Here is a 22710-nt window from a genome sequence, read left to right as displayed (position 1 = left end):
ACGGGGCTTGCGCTGACCGCATGGGCGCAGCTGCCAGCCCCATTGTAGCCTGTAATTACTTCCGCTTGTTCAGGATGGCCAGCAGCTCATCGTAGTAACGGTTATCGCTGCTTTCCTCCTCCACGGCCTTCTTTTCAGCCGGAGCAGCAGCGCCGGGGCGGCAGTGGATGCCGGGGCTGCGGCTGCGCCGGTGTCGCTGCTGAACACCGCAGTCGGCACAGACTGTGCACCGCCCATGGCGTTGTTGATGCTGTTGCGCAGGTCGCTGGCGCTCTTATTGTCGAAGCCGGTGGCCACAACGGTCACGCGCATCTCATCGGACAGGTTCTCATCAAAGGCAGTACCCCAGATGATGTTTGCATCGGGATGTGCGCTCTGGGTGATGAGGCCTGCGGCGGTCTCCACGTCCTCCAGACCGATGTCCGGGCTGGAAGTGATGTTGATGATAACACCGTGTGCACCGGCGATGCTGGTCTCCAGCAGCGGGCTGGAGATAGCAGCCTTGGCGGCGTTCTCAGCCTTGCCGGCGCCCTTGGCGCTGCCCACGCCCATGTGGGCGTAGCCGGCATCCTTCATGATGGAGCGCACGTCGGCGAAGTCCAGGTTGATGAAGGCGGGCACGTTGATCAGAGCAGAGATGGACTCAACGCCCTGACGCAGCACGTTGTCGGCGGCCTGGAAGGCGTTCATCAGGGTGATCTTTTCCTGACTGATCATCTTCAGGCGCTCGTTGGGGATGACGATCAGGCTGTCAACGTGCATCAGCAGGTTGGCAATGCCCTGCTCCGCCAGACCCATCTTGCGCTTGCCCTCAAAGGAGAAGGGCTTGGTAACGATGCCAACGGTCAGGATGCCCATATCGTGTGCCACCTCGGCCACAACGGGTGCTGCACCGGTGCCGGTGCCGCCGCCCATACCGGCGGTGATAAAGACCATCTGGGAGCCCTTGAGGGCGTTGGCGATCTCGTCCTTGCTTTCTTCAGCGGCGCGCTGGCCGATCTCCGGGTCTGCACCCGCACCGCGGCCCTTGGTCAGCTTGGAACCCAGCTGCACCTTGACCGAGGCATGGTTCTTGGCCAGTGCCTGCTGGTCGGTATTCATGGCGATGAACTCCACGCCCTGCAGGCCGTCGCTCACCATGCGGTTCACAGCGTTGCCGCCGCCGCCGCCCACACCGATCACCTTGATCGTCGTAACGTTTTCGTCCAGTTCTTCATCGAGCATCAATGCCATAACTTTGTCCTCCATCGGATTTTTATGTGGAACTGCGCAAATGCCGCACAGAAATTATCATACGATATTTATATAACTGTATCGTATCATTTTTTTGCACCGATTGCAAGACAAAATTGCTTTTTCGTGGGTGTTTTTTTCACAAGCCCGCTCCGGGCGGGTATTTCCTGCACAATCTGTGCGCCCAGCCCCGCCAAAAGCCGGTCAAGGTCCGCATAGCCGCGCCGGATAAATTCTGTCCCGCCAAGGCGGCTGCTGCCCCGGGCAGCCAGCGCCGCAAGCACCAGCGCCGCCCCTCCGCGCAGGTCCGGTGCGGTCAGTTTTGCCCCGTGCAGTGCCCCGCCGGGCTGCACATATAGCGTGCGCTCTGCCACCCGGACATTCGCGCCCAGCGCCACAAAGCCATCGGCGCAGGCAAAGCGGTGCTCAAACACCCTGTCCTGCAAGCTGCTTTCGCCCTGTGCGCAGAGCGTCACCGCCGCCAGCAGCGGGGCGGCGTCCGTGGCAAGGCCGGGATAGGGTGCAGTGTGCACATTTCCCGCGCCGCGCAGCGCCCCGAACCGTGAAATGGCGGCAGCATCGTGCGCCCGCTCTACGGTGCAGCCCATTTGTTCCAGAATTTCCAGCAGCGGCGCATACAGCCCGGGTGCGCAGCCCGTCAGCTCCACCCTTCCGCCCGCCGCAGCCGCCGCACAGGCCAGCGTGGAAGCGATGATGCGGTCTGCCACCGGCGTAAAGGTGCAGCCCGCAAGGCAGCGCTTTCCCTGCACCCGGATGGTGTCGGTGCCCGCACCCTCCACGCAGCCGCCGCAGGCGTTGAGGAAAGCGGCAAGATCCGCGATCTCCGGTTCTTTTGCAGCGCCGTGCAGCACGGTCTGCCCCTGCGCTGTGGCAGCGGCCAGCAGCAGCGTTTCGGTAGCGCCTACGCTGGGAAAAGCAAGACAAATTTCCGCGCCCCGCAGCCCCGCCGGGGCGTACAAAGTAAGCTGTCCGGGCGCTGCGGGCAGCTGCCGCACCCCCATCTGCGCCAGTCCCTGCAAGTGCAGGTCGATGGGTCTTGCCCCGATGCGGCAGCCCCCGGGCAGCACGGTGCTCACCCGCCCCAGCCGCGCCAGCAGCGGCGCGCAAAACAGGATGGACGCCCGCATCCGGCCTGCGGCCTCCGGCGCAAGGTCGGTGCGCATGGGCCGCCCCTGCACCGCCAGCGATGCGCCCTGCCAGCCCGCCGTGCAGCCCACGCCCCGCAGCAGGGCAAGACAGTCCTCTACATCGGTCAGGCGCGGCACATTTTGCAGCCGCACCGGCCCGCCGCACAGCAGCGAAGCTGCCAGCAGCGGCAGTACACTGTTTTTGGCCGCAGGCAGTTCCACCCTGCCCTGCAAAGGCCGCCCGCCCGTAATGATCCAATCCCCAGCCATGCCAAGACCCCCGTTCTGCAAAAGATACCCCATGGTATGCAAAACGAGGGTCTTTGGTCAAAGAAATGCACCGGAAACGGCCTTCGCGCCGTCTGCAGGATTTGTCCGGTCATTTGTCCGCTTTTTTCCGGTATTTCCGCGCCGGCCCTGCCCCATTACGGCAGGAAATGCCGGTCTTTATCAGCTTTCGCCCCGGGAGACGGAAAGCACGATGCCCATCTCGCCCAGAAGCATCATCAGGCTGGTGCCGCCGGAGGAGAAAAAGGGCAGACTGATGCCGGTGTTGGGGATGGTATTGGTGACCACCGCGATGTTCAGCACTGCCTGCAATGCCACCTGCACCACAAAGCCCACCACCAGCAGTGCGCCAAAGCGATCCGGTGCGTGCGCCGCCAGCGTGATGCCCCGCCACAGCAGCGCGCTGAACAGCAAAATCACTGCACACGCGCCCAGAAAACCCAGTTCCTCGCAGAGGATAGAAAAGATGAAGTCGTTCTGCGGCTCGGGTACGAACAGATGCTTCTGGCGGCTGTTGCCCAGCCCCAGCCCCGCCGCCCCGCCGCTGCCGATGGCGTACAGGCTCTGGATAGTCTGGTGGCCGTCGCCCAGCGGGTCGGCAAAGGGGTCCAGCCACGAGTTGAGCCGGTCGGCGGCGTAGGGCACCAGCTCCGGCATCAGCACGATGGCCGTGCCGATGGCGGCAGCGCCGCCCGCCCCTGCCAGCATGAACCACCGCAGCCCGGTGCCGCCCACGAACATGAGCACCGCGCCGATGCTTAAGATCAGCACCGTACCGGAAAGATGGGGTTCCAGCAGCATAAGCACCGCCACTACCCCCAGCACCAGCGCAAAGGGCACTACCCCCACCGCAAAGCTGCCCATGCGGTCGTGGTTCAAAGCGATGATGTGGGCAAACACCAGCACCACAGCAAATTTGGCGATCTCGCTGGGCTGTAATGTGCCAAGCCCCGGCAGCACAAGCCAGCGCTTGCAGCCGTTATATTCCGGCATGAACAGCACCGCCGTCAGCAGCACCAGCGAGAGCGCCAGCAGCGGCCACGCCAGCTTGTGATAAATGTGGTAGTCCACCCGGCTGGCCATCCACATGGCCGCCAGCCCCATGGCGGCGTACAGCAGCTGCGGCCGCACATAGGCAAAGGCGTCCTGCCGCCGGTACAGCGCCACCGCGCTGCTGGCGCTGCACAGCATCACCAGTCCAAAGGCTATCAGCGTGAGCACCAGCACCAGAAAGGGCAGGTCCATGGGCGGCAGCGGCCGCAGCAGCCCTTTGCGGGCAGCAGTTCTGTGCAATCCCGGTCACCTCCGTTTCTGTTATTGTACGCGGGTGCGGGGGCGGTTAGTCATACAAGCTGCCGCCGGGCGCATAAACTGCCCGCAAAGGGGGTGCTGCCATGTGCGGCTCAAAACCCACGGACGCCCTGCGCACTTTGCCGGAGCGGGAGTTCCGTCTGCGGGCACGGCTCATTGCGGTGGGGCTGTGCACCGTCTGCTTTGCAGGGCTCATCGGGCGGCTGTTCTGGCTACAATTATGCACCGGCGGCTGGTACACCCAGCGGGCGCTGGGGCAGCAGCTGCGGGACACCGTTGTGCCCGCTGACCGGGGCAAAATATACAGCGCCGACGGCGCGCTGCTTGCCGCCAACAGCAGCTGCTGGACCCTGCGCGCCAGCCCCCGGGAGATGCCGGAGGATAAGCTTGCCCTTGCCGCCAAGGGGCTTGCGGAGATACTGGAACTGGACGAGGCAAAACTGCTGGAAAAGTTCAGCGACCGGCGCTCCAACGACTGCCTTCTGCGCTACCGTGTGGAGCGCGAAACCGCTGATGCCGTGCGGGATTTCTGCGCAGCGAACGGCATCACCGGCGTGCGCATCAATCAGGATTCCAAGCGCTGGTACCCGCAGGGGGAGCTGCTGGCTTCGGTGCTGGGGTTTACCAACGTGGACAACGCCGGGGTCAGCGGACTGGAGCTTGAATACAACGACACCCTTACCGGGCAGAATGGAGTGGTGCTGACCGCCGTGAACGCTTGGGGCTACACGCTGGCGCAGAGCTACGAGACCGAACTTGCCCCCGTGGAGGGCAGCGGGCTGCGGCTGACCATCGATGCAAATATTCAACATTATCTGGAAAATGCGTTGAATTATGCGGTGCAGGAGCACCATGTAGCCGCCCGCAGCGTGGGCATCATGATGGATGTAAACACCGGGGCGGTGCTGGCCATGGCCACCACCCCGGCCTACGACCCCAACCAGCCCCGGGTCATCGCCGACAAGGCTGCACGCGCTGCCGTAGATGCCCTTTCCGGCAAAGAGCGCGCTGCCGCCCTGCAGCTAGCGCAGCAGACCCAGTGGCGCAACAAGGCGGTGAGCGACTTATATGAGCCGGGCAGCGTGTTCAAGCTCATCACCTGCGCGGCGGCGCTGGACGCCGGTGCCATCACCCGGCACTCTACCTTTTACTGCGGGGACTCTATCTCGGTGGCGGGCACGCGGTTCCATTGCGCCAACCACAAGCGCCATGGCAGCCAGACCGTGACCCAAGCGCTGGAAAACTCCTGCAACCAGAGTTTTATCCAGATCGGGGCGCGGCTGGGCAAGCAGGCTTTCTGCGATTATTTTGCTGCTTTCGGCCTGCGGGAGCCCACCGGCATCGACCTGCCCGCCGAGCCGAAAAAGAGCCTGTACTACACTGCCGACCGCATGGGACCGGTGGAGCTGGCCTCCTGCGCCTTCGGGCAGAGCAGCAAAATCTCCTATCTGGAAATGGCTGCCGCCGTCTGCGCGGTGGTGAACGGCGGCAAGCTGATGCAGCCGTATCTGGTATCGGACATTCTTGCGCCGGACGGCAGCATTTTGCAGCATAACGCCCCGGTGTGCAAACGGCAGGTCATCCAGCCCGCCACCTCTGCCACCATGCGGGAGATGATGGAGGCAGTTGTGCTGTACGGCGGCGGTCGCAACGCGCAGATCGCGGGCTACCGGGTGGGCGGCAAAAGCGGCACCAGCCAAAAGCTGGACAGCGCCGACGAGAAGGCCCGTATTGCCAGCTTTGTGGCGGTGGCGCCCATCGATGACCCGCAGTTTTTGTGTCTGGTATGTCTGGATGAGCCCCACAGCTGGACCACCGCCGGTGGCAGTCTTTCGGCACCCGTCTGTGCCGAGGTATTGGAGCAGACGCTGGTGTACAAGGGCATCCCCCGAGCAGCAGACACCGGCAGCGCAGACGCGCCGACCGCTGCTCTGCCCGCCGATGGAGACAGCTTTGATGGTGCGTGACGGCAAACGGCAGTTGCAGCTTTGCTGCCAGAGAAACTTTCTACTTGTTCAAGCGTGCAGGGACGCTCCGCTGGGCCAGAGGCAGGGAGGGGTGTTCCGAGTCCCCCCTCCCTACCTCTGGACTCCACCCACCCCGCAACGGGCCAAGGGCTGCTCGCCCTTGACAATCCTAAAGAAGAAGTCGAAGCACAAAAAAGCTAGCGCTGCGCCAGTCGGCGCTATCGCTTTAACGCTTTTTTCGCTTCTCCATTAAAAACCCCTCAGTCGCTGCGTGACAGCTCCCCCCGGGGGAGCGGGCACGCCCGGAAGCTTTACACTTTAGCCGGAAACTTTGCCGCCATGCCAAAGGCTCCCTCTCCGAGGGAGCTGGCAAAACCGTCAGGCTTTGACTGAGGGAGTTCACCCACAAAAAAAAATAACGGAACGTCCGCAGACATTCCGTTACGCTGAAATGTATCATGATTTTTAGTTCTGGTTCGGCTGGGGACGGAAGGTGATCTCGCCGGTGGTGCTGTCCATGGCGTCCACGATGGCAAGGCTCTCCAGCTGGATGCCCTTGCTGCGGATCAGCTCGCCGCCCTGCTGGAAGCCCTTTTCCACGGCGATGCCGATACCCTCTACGGTGGCACCGGCTTCCTCGGCCAGCTCCAGCAGACCCATCAGGGCGCAGCCATTTGCCAGAAAATCGTCGATGATCAGCACATGATCCTCCGGGGTGAGGAACTTTTTGGACACGATGACGTTGTAGATCTTTTTGTGGGTGAAGGACTGGATCTGGGTCTTGTAGTTGTCGTAGTCCAGATTGATGCTCATGGATTTTTTGGCAAACACCACCGGCACGTTCAGCTCGCTGGCCACCACAGCCGCAATGCCGATGCCGCTGGCCTCAATGGTGAGCACCTTGTTGATGGTCTTGCCTGCAAACAGGCGCTTCCACTCCCGTGCCATCTCGCGAAACAGCGGGATGTCCATCTGGTGGTTGATAAAGCTGTCCACCTTGAGCACGTTACCCTCGCGCACAATGCCGTCCTTGCGGATACGATCTTCCAGCATCTTCATAAAGTATATCCTCCCACCCTTATAGGCGCGTTTTCTGCCGTCGGCTTTCTCGCCGCGAAAAGCGCCCGCCTGTTTTCCATTCCTGGGTGCGCGCCACACGCACCCAGGATATAATGTTTCACCTAGTATACCGGAAGCACCCCGCTTTGACAAGGGGTTTTCTTGCCAAAATTCGTAAAAATACGACACCAAACTCCCTCGTTTTTTCTAAAAGTATGACCTTGTCCAAAAATACCGAAACTTCGCGAGGTTGTCGGGTCATTTTTGGCTTATCCTCCCTTGTTCTTTCGCGGTTTTTGAGTATACTATTCTTAATAGGAGAAGGGTAATATCCGGGATTTTTGACCGGACGAGGAGGAAAATGGTATGAAAACAGGACTTGTGCTGGAAGGCGGCGCTATGCGCGGAATGTTCACCGCCGGCGTACTGGATGTGCTGATGGAGCATAACATCCAGCTGGACGGTGCCATTGGCGTGTCGGCGGGTGCAGTGTTCGGCTGCAACTACAAGTCTCACCAGATCGGACGCACCATCCGCTACAACACGGAATACTGCACCGACAGGCGCTACGCCAGCTTTGGCAATCTGCTGCGCACCGGCAACCTGTATAGCGAGCAGTTCTGCTACCATACCGTGCCCGAAAAGCTGGATCCCTTTGACACCGAGGCTTTCCGGGAGAACCCCATGGACTTTTTTGTGGTGTGCACCGATGTGCGCACCGGCGAGCCTATCTACCATAAGTGCCGCACCGGTGACGCCGAGGATATCCGTTGGATGCAGGCCTCGGCATCCATGCCGCTGGCGGCAAAGATCGTGAAGATCGGCCACTATCAGCTGCTGGACGGCGGCGTTGCAGATTCCATTCCTGTGCGCTTTTTTGAGTCCATCGGCTACAAGCGCAACCTGATCATCCTGACTCAGCCCAAGGGCTTTGTAAAGCAGAAAAACAAGATGCTGCCCCTTATCCGGGCAAGGTATGTGCGCTACCCTGCCTTTGTGGAGGCCGTGGCAGACCGGCACCAGCGCTATAACGAGACGCTGGCCTATATTTCCATGCTGGAGCAGTCCGGCCGGGCATTCGTTATCCGTCCGCCCATTCCGCTGGAGATCCCCTCTATGGAGCGCGACCCCGCCCAGCTGCGCCGCGTATACGAGACCGGCCGTGCCGTGGCACAGATCCAGATCGACAAGATCGCGGCCTATGTGGAGCAATCCAAGGCCGCACCGGAAGAATAACGAGAAAGGCTGCTGCACAGATTTTGTGCGGCAGCCTTTTTTTCACGGGAGGGGTCGTAGCGGCAAGCATCCTCGCCCTCTCGGTCACCGTAGGTGACTGAGAGGGCGAGTTCCCCCAAAGAGGGAGCTGGCAAAGCCGTCAGGCTTTGACTGAGGGAGTCAGGCGTCCCCTTGGGGGAACTGCCGAACGAAGTGAGGCTGAGGGGGTATAGCAAAAAAGAGGCCTGCACCTTGCGGTGCAGACCTCTTGATGTTCAAGAAAGAACGGTAAGAGAAGGGGTTAAATTACTTAACCTCAACCTTAGCGCCAGCCTCTTCCAGCTTCTTCTTGATGTCGTCAGCCTCAGCCTGGGAGACCTTCTCCTTGACAGCCTTGGGAGCGCCATCAACGATAGCCTTAGCCTCCTTCAGGCCCAAACCGGTGATCTCCTTAACGACCTTGATGACCTGCATCTTGGTAGCGCCAGCCTCAGCCAGGATGACGTCGAACTCGGTCTTCTCTTCCTCAGCGGCAGCAGCAGCGCCAGCAGCAGCGGGAGCAGCAGCAGCAACAGCAGAAACACCGAACTCCTCGCAGTAGGTGTCGATCAGTTCCTTCAGCTCCAGAACGGTCAGGCCCTTGACGGACTCGATGATGGCAGTAATCTTCTCAGAAGCCATGGTAATAACCCTCCAATATCAATGGTTTTAGTTTGTTTCAGTTTTTTGTTAAGCGGCGGTCACGCGGCCATCAGGCAGCGGGCTCCTCCTGCTTGTCGGCATAAGCCTGCATTGCAACGGCCAGACCAGACAGAGTGCTGGTGAGGGCGCCTGCAAACATGGACAGCATACCTTCGCGGTTGGGCAGCTTTGCGATGGCGTTGGTCTCGGCGGCGTTCATAGCCTTGCCTTCCATGAAGCCAGCCTTCACGACGAACTTCTTGGACTTATCGCCATCCTGATACTTGCACAGGATGCGGGCAGCAGCCATGGGGTCATCCTCGTGAGCAAAAGCAACAGCGGTGTCGCCCTTGAAGTTCTCAGCCAGACCCTCCAGAGCGGTACCCTTAACTGCCAGACGCAGCATGGTGTTCTTCACGACCATGTAATCAACGCCTGCCTCACGCAGCTCCTTACGGAGCTTGGTGTCGTTCTCGACGTTAATGCCGCCGTAAGCGACGACGCAGCCGGAAACCGCACTCTCAAACTTTGCCTTCAGATCAGCGACGTAAGCCTGCTTTTCAGAAAGAATCTTTGCACTGGGCATTCGGTTTCACCTCGTTTCAAAAACTTGTATCGAAAGCCGGAGCAATGAAAAAAGCCTCTCTCCCGCGCACTGCGCCGAGAGAGAGGCATAAAGCAACTTTACGCACGTTTCTCGGCAGGCGGTCAAACTTTACACTGGACTCCAGCGCCTGCTGTCTTAAAAACAGCATGATTATAATACCGCAAACGTGCGGCGTTGTCAAGTACTTTTTTCAATTTCCGACAAAATTTTTCTGCCATTCTGCAGAACGGCAGAAAAACATCAGAAACTAAAATCAGACACCGTACTTCAGGGTGTTCAGACGGATGCCAGGGCCCATGGTGGTGGCGATGGTAGCGCTCTTGAAGTAGGTACCCTTAGCTGCAGCGGGCTTTGCCTTGGCAATAGCCTCCATCACAGTGTCCAGGTTGGTGTACAGCTTCTCTGCACCGAAAGAAGCCTTGCCCACGGGCACATGGATGATGTTCTGCTTGTCCAGACGGTACTCGATCTTACCAGCCTTAGCCTCGCTGACAGCCTTGCCCAGATCGGGAGCCACAGTGCCGGCCTTGGGGTTGGGCATCAGGCCACGGGGGCCCAGAACCTTACCCAGACGGCCAACGCGGCCCATCATATCGGGGGTGGTCACGACGACGTCAAAATCCATGAAGCCGCCGGCGATCTTTGCGATCAGCTCGTCATCGCCAACGATATCAGCGCCAGCAGCCTCGGCAGCAGCAGCTGCGGGGCCCTTAGCAATAGCGCAGACGCGGACGGTCTTGCCGGTGCCGTTGGGCAGAACGACAGCGCCACGGACCTGCTGGTCAGCGTGACGGCCATCAACGCCCAGACGGACGTGCAGCTCGACGGTCTCGTCGAACTTGGCGGAAGCGGTCTTGCAAGCCAGCTCCAGAGCCTCGTTCAAATCGTATGCCTTAGTAGAATCGACCAGCTTTGCAGCGTCGACATAGTGCTTGCCATGTTTCATTGTATATCCTCCTGTGTGGTCATGCGGGCAGTGTTATGCCCTCCCACTGTTTATGTCTCAGCCCTCGACGGTGACGCCCATGGAACGGCAGGTGCCGCGGACCATGCTGCAGGCAGCTTCCAGAGAAGCAGCGTTCAGGTCGGGCATCTTGGTCTTGGCGATCTCCTCCACCTGAGCGGCGGTCAGAGAAGCAACCTTTTCCTTGTTGGGCTTGCCGGAAGCGGTGTTGATGCCAGCGGCCTTCTTGATCAGAACAGCTGCCGGAGGAGTCTTGGTGATGAAGCTGAAGGAGCGGTCAGCGTACACGGTGATGACGACGGGGATCACATAACCCATCTGGTTCTTGGTACGCTCGTTGAACTCCTTGGTGAACGCCATGATGTTGACGCCCTTCTGACCCAGAGCAGGGCCAACAGGGGGAGCCGGAGTCGCCTTGCCGGCCTCGATCTGCAGCTTAATGTAGCCAGTAACTTTCTGTGCCATGATAAATGCACCTCCAAAAATCTGTGGTGAGTTGCGGCGCAGTGTCTCTGCGCCTCCCACGAGCGCGTGCACGCTGCACACGCTCTATAAGAACCGCACTGCGGTCTTACCTTGGTAAACGGAACTTGCCGGTTGGTTACGGCAGCTCGACCTGACCGATCTCCACCTCTGCGGGGGTCTCGCGGCCGAACATATTGACCTTGAGCTTCACCTTGAAGTTCTCGGTATCAATGGCCTCCACAAGGCCCATAAAGCCTTCCAGAGGACCGGCGGTGATCTGCACGGTATCGCCGACAGCAAAATCGACGCTGAGCGGTGCAGCCTTCTCCACGCCCATCTTCTCCACTTCCTCAGCGGTCAGCGGAACGGGCTTGGAGGCAGGGCCGACAAAGCCGGTGCAGCCGCGCGTATTGCGCACGACATACCAGGTATCGTCGTTCATCACCATTTTGACCAGAACGTAGCCGGGGAACAGCTTGTGCTCCACCATCTTCTGCTTGCCGTTCTTGTCGATTTCAGGAACCATCTCGACGGGAACCTTGATGTCGCAGATCAGCTCCTGCAGGTGACGGTTCTCCACCATGGTCTGCAGGTCGTTGGCGACCTTGTTCTCGTAACCGGAATAGGTATGCACAACATACCAAAGAGCCTCAGTGGACTCATCTACCAGCTTGGTTGATTCTTCCATTTTGGTTGACCCTCCGTTTCAAGATGATTCTCAGGCGCCGATGATCAGGCCCAGAATACCACCAAAGATGGCATCCAGCAGGATCATCACAACCGCTGCAATGGCGACGGTCACAAGCACGACGATGGTGTTGGTCTTGACGTCCTGCTTGGACGGCCAGACCACCTTCTTCAGCTCGCTCTTGGTATCGCGGAAGAACTTTGCGACCCGTGCGCAGAAGCCCTTCACAGCGGCTTTAGCTTTGGCCACAAAGCCCGGCTTTTTCTCGGTTTTGTCTGCCATTATGCTCCGCCTTTCTTTTACTTGGTTTCGCGATGAACGGTGTGCTTCTTGCAGAAACGGCAATACTTCTTCATCTCGAGACGATCGGGGTTGTTCTTCTTGTTCTTCGTGGTGTTGTAGTTGCGCTGCTTGCACTCGGTGCAGGCCAGAGTGATTTTAACGGTCATTTGTTGACACCTCCATTATAACGGTTGTTTTGAACCTCCCTCGGGTGCGGGTGGCGCTGTAAAAACAGGCGCACTTAATAACCCCGCAAAAGAGGTGATATCATTGTACCACGCGTTTTTCAATCCGTCAAGCAGAAAAAAGCGATTTTGAGGAACTTTTTTCGCAGCCGTTGTCTTTTTGTCCCAGCGCGGCTTTTTTGCATTCTGCTTGCATCGCGGGCGTAGATATTGTATAATGAATCGAAACGGCATTTTACCGGTTTGAAGCCGCCCCTTTACCGGGGGCTTTATAAATAGGAGTGAGATATCATGCAGTCTGCAAATAAAATGTGTGTAGCGCTGCTGTTCGGCGGTATGTCCAGCGAACATGAGGTCAGCTGTGTCTCTGTGGGCAACTTTGTCCGCAACATCGACCGCAGCAAATACGAGGTGCTCACCGTGGGCATCACCAAGGAGGGCCGCTGGCTCTACACCGAGGCCACGGCAGAGCAGATGGCCGACGGCAGCTGGGAAGAGCTGCCCGGCAATATGCCCTGCGTGATCAGCCCGGACCGCGCCGACCACGGCATGATCCTGTTTACCCCGGACGGCCGGGTGGAAAAGATGCACCTTGACGTGGTGATCCCGGTGCTGCACGGCCTGTGGGGCGAGGATGGCACCGTGCAGGGCCTGCTGGAACTGGCAGGCATCGCCTATGTGGGCTGCGGCGTGCTGGCAAGCTCCGTGTGCATGGACAAGGCCGTAGCCAACGCCCTGTTTGAGGCCAACGGTGTGCCCCACACCAAGTGGGTAGCCGCCAACCGCTGGGAGATCGAGAAGGATCTGGAGGGCGTTTGCGCCGGTGTAGAAGCAAAGCTGGGCTGGCCGGTGTTCGTCAAGCCTGCCAACGCAGGCTCCAGTGTGGGCATCTCCAAGGTGTCCAGTCAGGAGGAGCTGAAAGCTGCCATCGCCCTTGCGCTGGAAAACGACCGCAAGGTGGTGTTTGAAGCCTTTGTGGACGGTCAGGAAGTGGAGTGCGCCGTCATCGGCTCCGACCCTGCCGTGGCGACCCGCCCCGGCGAGATCCTTGCCGGTGCCGAGTTCTACACCTATGATGACAAGTACAAGAACGGCGTCAGCCAGACCGTCATCCCGGCCCACCTGCCGGAGGCAAAGCTGGATGAGGTAAAGACCTACGCCGCCATGGCCTACACCGCCCTGAACTGCGAGGGGCTGGCCCGCTGCGACTTCTTTGTGGAGCACGGCACCGGACGGGTGCTCATCAACGAGATCAACACCTTCCCGGGCTTCACGTCCATCAGCATGTACCCCAAGCTGATGGAGCACGAGGGCCTGCCGGTGCCGCAGCTCATCGACCGGCTGATCGCGCTGGCTCTGGAAAGAAAGGAAAAGCAGCATGGATAATCGCCCCATCGGCGTGTTCGACAGCGGTCTGGGCGGGCTGACCGGCGTGCGGGAGCTGCGCAAGCGTCTGCCCCACGAGGAGATCATCTATTTTGGTGATACCGGCCGCGTGCCCTACGGCAGCCGCAGCCCGGAGACCATCCTGCAGTACGCCCGTCAGGACGTTGCGTTCCTGCTTTCGAAAGATGTAAAGTGCATCATGGCGGCCTGCGGCACGGTGTCCAGCACCTATCCGGCTGCAGAGGCGGCCCGGCTGCCGGTGCCGTATCTGGGCGTGGTGGATGCCGCCGCCCGGGAAGCAGCCTTTGTCACCCGCAACCGCCGCATCGGCGTCATTGGCACAGCCGCCACCATCCGCTCCCGCAGCTACGAAAAGCTGCTGCGGCAGCTGGTGCCCGGGGTGGAGATCACCGCCCGCCCCTGCCCGCTGTTCGTACCACTGGTAGAGGCCGGGTATGTGGATCACAGCGAGGCCGGAAAGCAGCAGGTCACAAAGCTGGTCATTGCCCAGTACCTGACCGAGGTGCGCGAGGCCGGGGTGGATACCCTGATCCTGGGCTGCACCCACTACCCGCTGCTGAAAAGCATGATCGGGGAGTTTATGGGGCCGGGCGTCACGCTGGTAGACCCCGCCATGACCGCCGCCCATCATCTGGAGCGGATGCTCGCCGAGCGCGGGCTGCGCGCCGACCACGAGAACGGGCAGGCACACTTTTACGTCAGCGATGTGCCGGACTGCTTTGTGCAGACGGCAGACCTGTTTCTGGGCGAGTACAAGGGCGGCCCGGTGGAGCAGATCGCCATTGATAAATATTGATAAGGAAAAATAACGTGAGCAAGCCACTGAAGGAAGACTATATCATCCGCATCAAAAGCCGCATTGAGCAGCGGCTGGACGAACCGGCTGCGGAAGAGGAAAAAGAAGAATTTGTGGAGCTGATGACCCGGGGCAGCTTTGTGCTGAAGGGCGGCAGCTACTATGTGACCTACCGCGAGACCGAGACCACCGGCTACGAGGGCTGCACCACCACCCTGAAGATCGCCGCAGACGGCAGCCGGGTGGCCATGCTGCGGTTCGGCAAGGGCGGCGGGGCAGGTACCCAGCTGCTGATCGAAAAAGGCCGCCGCAACCTGTGCCACTACGAGACCGGCTTCGGCTCCATGACCTTGGGCGTGACTGCGGACGAGATCGACTGTCAGTTGACCGAAAAGGGCGGCACCGCCCGGTTTGCCTACCTGCTGGATGCCGACAGCGCCGAGCTGGTGAGCCGCAACCGTCTGGAAGTTACCGTGACCCATGTGAATTGATGAAGTTCCCTGAGACTGTGAAAGGAATCCGACCCATGACTGATTTTGAAAAGACCTACCAGAACTACAACCCCCGGCAGGCTGCACTGGACGAGGCACGCGCTCTGCTGACCGCAGCCGCTAAGGCTGCCATGGCAGACGGCACCCTGCCCGAGGCAGAGCTGCCCGCCTTTATCGTAGAGATCCCCGCCGATGTGAAAAACGGCGATGTCGCCTCCAACCTCGCCATGGCCGGTGCACGCACCTGGCGCAAGGCGCCCAAGATGATCGCAGACGCCCTGCTGGCACACCTGCCGTCCCTTGAGGACAGCGTGTTCTCCAAGGTGGAGGTGGCCGGTCCCGGCTTCATCAACCTGTTCCTTTCCCAGAGCTTCTGGGCAGGTGTGGTGCTGGGTGCCTGCACCAACAAGGAGTATGGCCGCACCGACCACGGCAAGGGCGCAAAGTACAATGTGGAGTTCGTTTCTGCCAACCCCACCGGCCCCATGCACATGGGCAACGCCCGCGGCGGCGCACTGGGCGACTGTCTGGCCGCTGTGCTGGACTGGTCCGGCTACGATGTGACCCGTGAGTTCTATATCAACGACGCCGGCAACCAGATCCAGAAATTCGGCAAAAGTCTGGCGGTGCGCTACCTGCAGCAGTTCTGCGGCGAGGAAGCCTATCCTCTGCCCAAGGAGTGCTATCAGGGCGGCGACATCAAGGTGCTGGCCGGTGAGTTCGCTGAGCTGAACGGCGACAAGTACGTTGCCGCCTGCAAGGGTATGGACGAGGAAGCTCTGTTCGAGAGCGAGGCCTTTGCCGCCCTGAAGGACGCTCTGGTGGCCTACGCCCTGCCCAAGAACATTGCTGCCCTGAAACGCGACCTCGGCAAGTACCGCATCGACTATGACGTCTGGTTCCACGAGAGCACCCTGCACGAGTCCGGCGCGGTGCTGGCTGTGGTGGACAAGCTGCTGGAGCTGGGTGCCTGCTACAAGGCCGAGGACGGCGCTATCATGTACCGCAGCGCCCAGTACGCCGCCAAGTACGGCACCGTGAACAAGAAAAAGACCGAGGACGGCACCGAGGAAGAGGCCAAGGACGAAGTCCTCGTCCGTGCCAACGGCATTCCCACCTACTTTGCCGCCGATATCGCCTACCACTACAACAAGCTGGCTACCCGCGGCTTTGCCAAGGCCATCGACGTGTGGGGCGCAGACCACCACGGCCATGTGGCCCGCATGAAGGGTGCAATGGACGCCATCGGCCTGCACGGCGAGGATCTGGACGTTGTGCTGATGCAGATGGTCAACCTGATGCGGGACGGTCAGCCTGTCCGTATGTCCAAGCGCACCGGCAATGCTATCACCCTGACCGACCTGCTGGAGGAAGTGCCCATCGACAGCGCACGCTTCCTGTTTAATATGCACGACGCCGGCAGCGGCATCGACTTTGATCTGGATCAGGCCGTCAAGACCGACAACGACAACCCCGTGTACTATGTGCAGTACGCCCATGCCCGCATCTGCTCCATCCTGAAGAAGATGGAGAGCGAGGGCGTGCAGTTTGCCGGTGCGGAGCACATCGACGCCACCCTGCTGACTGAGCCTTCCGAGATGGATCTGATCCGTATGCTGGCCGCCTTCCCGCAGGAGATCGTGATGGCTGCCGAAAAGTACGACCCCAGCCGCATCAACCGCTTTGTCATCGACCTTGCAAGCGCCTTCCATCGCTTCTACGGCAACTGCCGCATTCAGGGCGCAGACCCCGCCGTGCAGCAGGCACGCCTTGCCTTGTGCATCGGCGTGAAGAACGCCATCTTCAACGTGCTCACCATGTTCAAGATCAACGTGCCCGAGAAGATGTAACATAAAACCACAGGGGCTGTTGCACAGCATTTGGCGCAACAGCCCCTTTTTACGGTATATGGCAGGAAAGCAGCTGCCGCTTCCGTCACGACCCCTCCCGTGAAAATGCGTTTGGAGCGCTCCGCAGAGCGCGACAAACGCGAAATTAAAAATAATTTTTCCGCCGAATATGCGCAAAGCAACGCGGAGCGCATTCAAAATCGTCTACCCCAAAACAGATACAAGGAGAACCCATGGAACCTTTGAAGATCGGCAATATCACCCTGCCCCACCGGGCGGTGTTCGGCCCTATGGCGGGCTTTACAGATGCCCCCTGCCGCCGCCTGATGGCACAGCACGGCGCGGGCTTTACCGTCAGCGAAATGGTATCCAGCCGGGCGCTGGTGTATGGCGACCATAAGACCGTCAGCCTGCTGAAGGCAGCGCCCAACGGCGCACCCTATGGGGTGCAGATCTTTGGCGAAGTGCCGGAGATCATGGGCGAAGCCACCGCCGCCATCGAGCAGTACGAATTTGACTTTGTGGACATCAATATGGGCTGCCCTGCCCCTAAGATCGTTTCCGGCGGGGCGGGCAGCAAGCTGATGCTGGATCCCGACCGCTGCGGACGCATCGTGGAGCAGGTGGTGGCGCACACCAAGCGCCCGGTCACCGTAAAAATGCGCAAGGGCTGGGACGCCGACCACATCACCGCCGTGGAGTGCGCCAAAGCCTGCGAGCAGGCGGGCGCGGCGCTGGTGGCAGTGCACGCCCGCACCCGGGAGCAGATGTACACCCCGGGCATCGACCCGGAGATCATCGCCCGGGTAAAGGATGCGGTAAAGGTGCCAGTGCTGGGCAACGGCGATATCCACTGCGCCGAGGACGCGCTGCGCATGGTACGGGAGACACACTGCGACGGCGTGATGATCGCCCGGGGCGCACTGGGTGACCCATGGCTGTTTGAGCGGGTGAACGCCGCACTGGAGGGGCTGCCCGCCCCCAAGGAGCCGAACCTGCAGGCGCGGATGAACGCGCTGCGCCGTCAGGTGGAGGAGATGGTAGAGCAGAAGGGCGAGTTTGTGGCTATGCCGCAGGCGCGCGCCCAGACTATGCACTACATGAAGGGGCTGAAGGGTGCCGCCGCCCTGCGCCGCTACTGCTGCACCCTGACCCACTTGGAGGATCTGGACGAGCTGATCGCCGCCGTGTTTGAAGAGCAGCGCAAAGCCGGGCTGGACCCCGACGACGTGCGGGAAGTACCGTTTCCGTAATTTGAACCGAAGCAGAGCAATGCCGGACGGCCTGTGGGCTGTCCGGCATTGCATTTTTTACACCTTCGTCAGCTCGTCCAGATTCTGGGTGTAGCAGGGCAGGCAGTGCTCCAGAAACCAGTCGGCCTCCGGGCAGTGCATGGCTTGCAACGCGGCGCGCTGCTGCGTGAGCGCGGCGTCAAATTCGTGGTTGCCGCTGCGCTGTTCCTCGGTGCATTTGATGAGGGCGCTCAGCCGGTCAGCGGCTTTGAGCAGTCGGTGCTCCTCTGCTGTCAGAGCACTGCCGTCCATGCAGGGGGTCAGCTCTGCGGCCAGTTCTGCGGGCAGTAGAGCCGCCATGGAGCGCACGCTCTCGCTCTCCAGCGCCTTGTAGGCGTCCCGCAGCGCCGGGGAGTGGTACTTGACCGGCGTGGGCATATCGCCGGTGATGATCTCCGGCGCGTCGTGGTACAGCGCCGCCACTGCCACCACCTCGGGGCGGCAGGGCGTGCCAGTGTAGTGCTTGGCAACGAGGCACAGCAGGTGCGCCAGCAGCGCGGTGTCACAGGTGTGCTCGCTGAGGGATTCCGCCCGGGTGGAGTGCATCAGGCTCCACCGGGTAATGTACTTCATGCGCGCCAGCAGGGCGCTGAAGGGATACAGCATAACAATACGCCTCCTTTTCTTCACCATACCCGCCCCGCGCTTGGTTGTCAAGTCCTTTTTTCTTGCACGCTGCCGTGCTATACTACAAGATGTCATCAAATCCACTTCCGCGCCGGTGCGCGGAGAAAGAGGAACGCTATGGAAAAGTTTCTAAAACCACGGCTGCTCACACCAAGGGAGCAGGACCGTAAAAAGTTCTGGCAGGCGGTAGGGCTGTGCGCCCTGACGGCGGCCATCTTCTTTTTGCCGTTCTACATCCTTGACGGCGGCTTTTTCCACTATGCCGGCGATTTCAATAGCCAGCAGATCAGCTTTTACCGGTATATGAACGGCTTTGTAAAGGGCGCGGGCTACCCGGACAGCGCCTTTGCCGGTGCGCCGCACAATACCTTTTCGTGGGCGACCGACCTTGGCAGCGGGGTGATGAACGCCTACTCCTTCTACCTGTACGGCTCGCCGTTCTTCTGGCTGTCGGTGCTGCTGCCGCAGAGCTGGCTGCCCTATATGATGGTGCCGCTGCTGGTGCTCAAGTTCGGCGTGGCGGGCGGCGGCGCGTTCCTGTATCTGCGCCGCTACGTTAAAAACGCGAACTACGCGGTGCTGGGTGCCTGCCTGTACGCGCTTTCCGGCTTTGCAGTGTACAACGTGTTCTTCAACCACTTTGTGGATGTGGTGGCGCTGTTCCCCTACCTGCTCTGGGCGCTGGACGAGGCCATTTATGAGGATCGTCATGGCCTGTTCGCCTTCTGGGTGGCGGTGAACCTGCTGAACAACTACTTCTTCTTTGTGGGGCAGGTGATTTTCCTGTGCATCTACTTTGTGTGCAAACTGACCGCAAAGGACTTCCGACTGACCGTGCGCAAGTTCGGGCATCTGTTGTGGGAGAGCGTGCTGGGCGTTGCCATGGGCTGTCTGTTGCTGTTCCCGGCGGTGCTCAGTCTGCTGCAGAACCCGCGCACCATCGACCTTTCCTCCGGCTGGGGCTTTCTGACCTATGCCAAGGTGCAGCAGTATTTGGCCATCCTGCTCAGCTGGATCCTGCCGCCGGACTCCCCTTACCTCACCTCGGTCTGGTCGGAGGGCGTCATCAAGTGGACGAGCATGACCGCTTATCTGCCGCTGTGCAGTCTGGCCGGTGCCATGGCCTACTGGCGCAGCCGCAAGGCCGACAGCAAAAAACGCATCGTAGCGGTATGCGCCGTGTGCGCACTGGTGCCGGTGCTGAACAGCGCCTTCTACGCCCTGAATTCCAGCTACTACGCACGCTGGTACTATATGCCCACCCTCATCCTTGCCGCCATGACCGTGAATGCGCTGGAGAATCCGGACATTGATCTGGACGCACCCGCCCGGGGCATCGGCTGGATCATGCTGGCTACGCTGGTGTTTGCGGTGGTGCCTGTGCGTGACGATACCACCGGGACATGGCCCTTCGGCGTTCTGAAGAACCCGGGACAGTTCTTTGCCGTGCTGGGCTTTGGCCTGCTGGGGCTTATGCTGTACCGCGTTCTTTGCAGCAAGTGGCGGCAGGACAGCCGCTTTGCCCAGCGCATGACAGCGGCGGTGCTGGTGTTTGCCTGCGTGTTCGCCATGGTACACATCGGCATCGGCAAGTTTGGTCAGTGGTACACGGACAGCGACCTTGTGGAGCAGGACACCAACGCCCTGCTGCTGAAAAATGACCTGCCGGAGGGTGACTACCGCATCGACACCTACAAGATCCACGACAACATCGGGATGTGGCTGGATAAAAGCTGCCTGCAATATTTCGGCAGCACGGCGGCTCCCAGCATCCTCAGCTTCTACCCGGGGCTGGGGGTCAAGCGGGACGTGCGCAGCGAGCCGGAGATCACAAACTATGCTTTGCGCGGCCTTTTGAGCGTGGAGTACCTCATCACCACCCCGGAAAAGCGCGAAAGCTTTGAGGACGAGGCGGACGAGGGTTGGACGTATCTTGCTGATGTGGACGGCTACACGCTGTACCACAACGACAACTATGTGCCCATGGGCTTTACCTACGACTACTATGTGACCGAGGCCACCTACGAGGCCTCGGTCAAGACCCTGCGCTCCAATCTGCTGCTGCGGGCGCTGGTGCTGGAGGACGAGGACGTAGAAAAATACAGTTCCTACCTGACCGAGCTGCCGGACGCCCTGCTGGATAACCTGCACTACGACAGCTACACACAGGACTGCGCCGACCGCCGCGCCCACAGCTGCTCCGTGTTCCAGATGAATAACGCGGGCTTCCATGCCGAGATCACGCTGGAAAAGCCGAATCTCGTCTTTTTCTCCGTACCCTACGATGACGGCTTTACCGCCTACGTCAACGGCGAAAAGACCGACATCCTGCGTGTGGATGAGGGGCTGATGGCAGTGCTCTGCCCGGCGGGTGCAAGCAGCATCGACTTTGTGTATCAGGCCGCCGGGCTTTCTGCCAGCCGGGTGGTGACCGCTGTAGCTATTCCGGTATGGGTGGTGTACGTTGCCTACTTTGTGCGCCGCAAGCGCCGCAGCACCGGCACCCCGGCAGAAGATTGACTTTGACCGGGCCGAAAAATAAAATTTTTAAATTCCCTCTTGACTTTACGAAGATAAAGTGTATAATGCAATCAAACCGATGAGGCGGAAGAGAACCTGCACAGCGCATCTGCAGTGAGCCCGGACAGTGCAAACGGGCGAAAGCGGGGCAGAGCTTCGTGGGTCGCCGAGGGCCGGGCAAACGGGCACAAGCCCCAGTAGCTTTGGACGGAAGTCTCCGTTACAGGACAGGGGAGTGTTGGCTCTCCGTGAGTGGCTCTGCTGTATTGGATGCAGGGCAAGCAAGGTGGCACCGCAGAATCGTATTTACCGATCCTGTCCTTGTGGATAACACACAGGGACAGGGTCGTTTTGTTTTAAGACCCGTCCCGCAAAGGGAGCGGGTCTTTTGATTTTGCCGCCCGCTCCGGGAAAGGAGTTAACCACTATGAAAAACCTGAACATGATCTCCCGCCGCAGCTTCCTGAAGGCCGCTCTGGCCGCTTCCGCTGTTTCTGCCATGGCACTCACCGGCTGCGGCGGCGCCGCTTCCGGCACCGCCTCCAGTGCGGCGGTCTCCTCCTCCGCAGCTGCTTCCGGCAGCGCCGCTGCCGCTGGCGAGACCTTCAAGGTGGGCATCGTCAACTATGTGGACCACGCCTCCCTCAACCAGATCGTAGAATCTGTGGAGAGCCGTCTGGATGCCATCGGCAAGGAGAAAGGCGTCACCTTTGATTACGCCGATTACTACGCCAACGCACAGGCCGACCAGTCCAACCTGAACCAGATCGGCGCAGACCTTGTGTCTGACGGCGTGGACGTGATCGTGGCAGTGGCCACCCCCACCGCCGCTACTATGCTGGCTGCCGTGGAGGATACCGACATCCCGGTGGTCTACTCCGCTGTGACCGACCCTGCCGCCGCAGGCTTTGACGGCGAGGAGAACATCACCGGCACCTCCGATGCCCTGAACACCGACGCCATCATGAACCTGATCGTGGCGGCAAACCCCGGCATTGATACCATCGGTCTGCTGTATGACCTGAGTCAGGATGCCTCCACCCAGGCCATTGCGGACGCCAAGGCCTTCTGCGAGAAGAACGGCATCAAGGTGGTAGAAAAGAATGGCACCACCACCGCCGAGGTGCAAATGGCTGCCGAGGCACTGGTAGCCGCCGGGGTCAAGGCCGTGTTCACCCCCACCGATAACACCATCATGACCGCCGAGCTGTCCATCTATGAGAGCTTTATCGAAGCCGGTGTGCAGCACTACACCGGTGCCGACAGCTTTGCGCTGAACGGCGCACTGGTGGGCTACGGCGTGGACTACGTCCAGCTGGGCGAGGCCACCGCCGATATGGTCAGCCAGCTGCTGTGCGACGGTAAGACCCCCGCAGACCTGCCCTACCAGACCTTTGATAACGGCATCGTTACCATTAACACTGAGACCGCCGAGGCGCTGGGCTTGGATCTGGCAGCCCTGAAGGAAGCCTTCAAGCCCTACTGCACCGAAATTACCGAAGTGACCACCGCCGAGAACTTCTCCTGAACGCCCCGCTCAGCCAGAACCTGACGGTTTTGCCGGCTCTCCCGCAAGGGAGAGCTTTTGGCGGTTCTGGGGAAAGTGGTTTCCCTCTCCCGTAAAAATACGTTTT

At 60.3% G+C, this 22710-nt stretch carries 20 protein-coding genes and 1 pseudogene; 9 read left to right on the top strand and 12 right to left on the bottom strand.

The genetic code is table 11. The features are described from left to right. Positions 1-55: 55 nt before the first annotated feature. The 3 genes and pseudogenes from ftsZ to ACXPUX_RS06030 all read right to left on the bottom strand — a co-directional run bounded on the left by ftsZ (position 56) and on the right by ACXPUX_RS06030 (position 3914). Positions 56-1233 (bottom strand): annotated as a pseudogene (ftsZ, locus tag ACXPUX_RS06040) (cell division protein FtsZ). Positions 1234-1319: 86 nt separating this feature from the next. Beyond that, the gene (locus ACXPUX_RS06035) at positions 1320-2651 is read right to left on the bottom strand and encodes a UDP-N-acetylglucosamine 1-carboxyvinyltransferase (RefSeq protein WP_458830783.1); all 1332 of its coding nucleotides are present in this window, start codon (positions 2649-2651) and stop codon (positions 1320-1322) included. 180 nt (positions 2652-2831) lie between these two features. After that, positions 2832-3914, bottom strand: a complete 1083-nt coding sequence (locus ACXPUX_RS06030) for an FtsW/RodA/SpoVE family cell cycle protein (RefSeq protein WP_458831177.1) — start codon at positions 3912-3914, stop codon at positions 2832-2834. Between the two features lie 149 nt (positions 3915-4063). Here ACXPUX_RS06030 and ACXPUX_RS06025 point away from each other — a divergent pair, with 149 nt between their 5' ends. Next, positions 4064-5947 (top strand): peptidoglycan D,D-transpeptidase FtsI family protein, encoded by a 1884-nt coding sequence (locus tag ACXPUX_RS06025; protein ID WP_458830781.1) that lies wholly within the window; start codon positions 4064-4066, stop codon positions 5945-5947. A 465-nt stretch (positions 5948-6412) separates the two neighbouring features. Here the strand turns inward: ACXPUX_RS06025 and ACXPUX_RS06020 are convergent, their stop codons facing one another. Continuing rightward, positions 6413-7006, bottom strand: a complete 594-nt coding sequence (locus ACXPUX_RS06020; RefSeq protein WP_458830779.1) for a xanthine phosphoribosyltransferase — start codon at positions 7004-7006, stop codon at positions 6413-6415. 366 nt (positions 7007-7372) lie between these two features. Between ACXPUX_RS06020 and ACXPUX_RS06015 the strand changes: the two genes are divergently transcribed. Then, positions 7373-8242, top strand: a complete 870-nt coding sequence (locus ACXPUX_RS06015) for a patatin-like phospholipase family protein (protein ID WP_458830777.1) — start codon at positions 7373-7375, stop codon at positions 8240-8242. A 285-nt stretch (positions 8243-8527) separates the two neighbouring features. Here ACXPUX_RS06015 and rplL read toward each other — a convergent pair whose 3' ends face one another. The 7 genes from rplL to rpmG all read right to left on the bottom strand — a co-directional run bounded on the left by rplL (position 8528) and on the right by rpmG (position 12075). Further along, entirely contained in the window at positions 8528-8902 is a 375-nt protein-coding gene (rplL, locus tag ACXPUX_RS06010) for a 50S ribosomal protein L7/L12 (protein WP_005920491.1), read from the bottom strand. A gap of 70 nt (positions 8903-8972) precedes the next feature. Continuing rightward, positions 8973-9488 carry a 50S ribosomal protein L10 gene (gene rplJ / locus ACXPUX_RS06005; RefSeq protein ID WP_005920492.1) on the bottom strand — a complete coding sequence of 172 codons (516 nt, stop codon included), beginning with the start codon at positions 9486-9488 and terminating at the stop codon, positions 8973-8975. A gap of 274 nt (positions 9489-9762) precedes the next feature. Beyond that, on the bottom strand, positions 9763-10455 hold the full coding sequence (gene rplA, locus ACXPUX_RS06000; protein WP_458830774.1) for a 50S ribosomal protein L1: 693 nt from the start codon (positions 10453-10455) through the stop codon (positions 9763-9765). A 57-nt stretch (positions 10456-10512) separates the two neighbouring features. After that, positions 10513-10938 (bottom strand): 50S ribosomal protein L11, encoded by a 426-nt coding sequence (rplK, locus tag ACXPUX_RS05995; protein WP_005920496.1) that lies wholly within the window; start codon positions 10936-10938, stop codon positions 10513-10515. 136 nt (positions 10939-11074) lie between these two features. Then, positions 11075-11626, bottom strand: a complete 552-nt coding sequence (gene nusG / locus ACXPUX_RS05990) for a transcription termination/antitermination protein NusG (protein ID WP_005920497.1) — start codon at positions 11624-11626, stop codon at positions 11075-11077. 30 nt (positions 11627-11656) lie between these two features. Beyond that, complete coding sequence (secE, locus tag ACXPUX_RS05985; RefSeq protein WP_005920499.1) at positions 11657-11908, bottom strand: preprotein translocase subunit SecE; 252 nt, start codon at positions 11906-11908, stop codon at positions 11657-11659. Between the two features lie 17 nt (positions 11909-11925). Beyond that, entirely contained in the window at positions 11926-12075 is a 150-nt protein-coding gene (rpmG, locus tag ACXPUX_RS05980) for a 50S ribosomal protein L33 (RefSeq protein WP_005920501.1), read from the bottom strand. A 309-nt stretch (positions 12076-12384) separates the two neighbouring features. Between rpmG and ACXPUX_RS05975 the strand changes: the two genes are divergently transcribed. The 5 genes from ACXPUX_RS05975 (at position 12385) to dusB (ending at position 17890) form a co-directional block, all read left to right on the top strand. Beyond that, a complete protein-coding gene (locus tag ACXPUX_RS05975) occupies positions 12385-13479 on the top strand; it encodes a D-alanine--D-alanine ligase family protein (RefSeq protein ID WP_458830770.1) in 1095 nt (364 codons plus the stop codon). Next, a complete protein-coding gene (gene murI, locus ACXPUX_RS05970) occupies positions 13472-14296 on the top strand; it encodes a glutamate racemase (RefSeq protein ID WP_458830768.1) in 825 nt (274 codons plus the stop codon). Before ACXPUX_RS05975 ends, murI begins: the two co-directional genes overlap by 8 nt. Before the next feature lie 14 nt (positions 14297-14310). Further along, entirely contained in the window at positions 14311-14787 is a 477-nt protein-coding gene (locus ACXPUX_RS05965; protein WP_236131825.1) for a YwiB family protein, read from the top strand. 35 nt (positions 14788-14822) lie between these two features. Beyond that, complete coding sequence (argS, locus tag ACXPUX_RS05960; protein WP_458830766.1) at positions 14823-16637, top strand: arginine--tRNA ligase; 1815 nt, start codon at positions 14823-14825, stop codon at positions 16635-16637. 233 nt (positions 16638-16870) lie between these two features. After that, positions 16871-17890, top strand: coding sequence for a tRNA dihydrouridine synthase DusB (dusB, locus tag ACXPUX_RS05955; protein WP_458830764.1), 1020 nt, complete (start codon positions 16871-16873; stop codon positions 17888-17890). A gap of 57 nt (positions 17891-17947) precedes the next feature. Here dusB and yfbR read toward each other — a convergent pair whose 3' ends face one another. Next, positions 17948-18535: a 5'-deoxynucleotidase gene (yfbR, locus tag ACXPUX_RS05950; protein WP_458830762.1), complete on the bottom strand. Its 588-nt coding sequence runs from the start codon at positions 18533-18535 to the stop codon at positions 17948-17950. Positions 18536-18673: 138 nt separating this feature from the next. Between yfbR and ACXPUX_RS05945 the strand changes: the two genes are divergently transcribed. After that, on the top strand, positions 18674-21076 hold the full coding sequence (locus ACXPUX_RS05945) for a YfhO family protein (RefSeq protein ID WP_458830760.1): 2403 nt from the start codon (positions 18674-18676) through the stop codon (positions 21074-21076). Between the two features lie 427 nt (positions 21077-21503). Next, a complete protein-coding gene (locus tag ACXPUX_RS05940; protein ID WP_458830758.1) occupies positions 21504-22604 on the top strand; it encodes an ABC transporter substrate-binding protein in 1101 nt (366 codons plus the stop codon). The last annotated feature ends 106 nt before the right edge of the window (positions 22605-22710 follow it).

It is taken from the genome of Faecalibacterium sp. PGM34 (assembly GCF_054456555.1).
The sequence above is the reverse complement of the archived record's forward strand: the minus strand, read 5'-3'. Positions and strand labels throughout refer to the sequence as shown.

Coding starts and splice junctions, on each gene's coding strand:
- ACXPUX_RS06035 (WP_458830783.1), bottom strand. CDS start 2,651: ATGGCTGGGGATTGGATCATTACGGGCGGGCGGCCTTTGCAGGGCAGG.
- ACXPUX_RS06030 (WP_458831177.1), bottom strand. CDS start 3,914: ATGGACCTGCCCTTTCTGGTGCTGGTGCTCACGCTGATAGCCTTTGGA.
- ACXPUX_RS06025 (WP_458830781.1), top strand. CDS start 4,064: ATGTGCGGCTCAAAACCCACGGACGCCCTGCGCACTTTGCCGGAGCGG.
- ACXPUX_RS06020 (WP_458830779.1), bottom strand. CDS start 7,006: ATGAAGATGCTGGAAGATCGTATCCGCAAGGACGGCATTGTGCGCGAG.
- ACXPUX_RS06015 (WP_458830777.1), top strand. CDS start 7,373: ATGAAAACAGGACTTGTGCTGGAAGGCGGCGCTATGCGCGGAATGTTC.
- rplL (WP_005920491.1), bottom strand. CDS start 8,902: ATGGCTTCTGAGAAGATTACTGCCATCATCGAGTCCGTCAAGGGCCTG.
- rplJ (WP_005920492.1), bottom strand. CDS start 9,488: ATGCCCAGTGCAAAGATTCTTTCTGAAAAGCAGGCTTACGTCGCTGAT.
- rplA (WP_458830774.1), bottom strand. CDS start 10,455: ATGAAACATGGCAAGCACTATGTCGACGCTGCAAAGCTGGTCGATTCT.
- rplK (WP_005920496.1), bottom strand. CDS start 10,938: ATGGCACAGAAAGTTACTGGCTACATTAAGCTGCAGATCGAGGCCGGC.
- nusG (WP_005920497.1), bottom strand. CDS start 11,626: ATGGAAGAATCAACCAAGCTGGTAGATGAGTCCACTGAGGCTCTTTGG.
- secE (WP_005920499.1), bottom strand. CDS start 11,908: ATGGCAGACAAAACCGAGAAAAAGCCGGGCTTTGTGGCCAAAGCTAAA.
- rpmG (WP_005920501.1), bottom strand. CDS start 12,075: ATGACCGTTAAAATCACTCTGGCCTGCACCGAGTGCAAGCAGCGCAAC.
- ACXPUX_RS05975 (WP_458830770.1), top strand. CDS start 12,385: ATGCAGTCTGCAAATAAAATGTGTGTAGCGCTGCTGTTCGGCGGTATG.
- murI (WP_458830768.1), top strand. CDS start 13,472: ATGGATAATCGCCCCATCGGCGTGTTCGACAGCGGTCTGGGCGGGCTG.
- argS (WP_458830766.1), top strand. CDS start 14,823: ATGACTGATTTTGAAAAGACCTACCAGAACTACAACCCCCGGCAGGCT.
- dusB (WP_458830764.1), top strand. CDS start 16,871: ATGGAACCTTTGAAGATCGGCAATATCACCCTGCCCCACCGGGCGGTG.
- yfbR (WP_458830762.1), bottom strand. CDS start 18,535: ATGCTGTATCCCTTCAGCGCCCTGCTGGCGCGCATGAAGTACATTACC.
- ACXPUX_RS05945 (WP_458830760.1), top strand. CDS start 18,674: ATGGAAAAGTTTCTAAAACCACGGCTGCTCACACCAAGGGAGCAGGAC.
- ACXPUX_RS05940 (WP_458830758.1), top strand. CDS start 21,504: ATGAAAAACCTGAACATGATCTCCCGCCGCAGCTTCCTGAAGGCCGCT.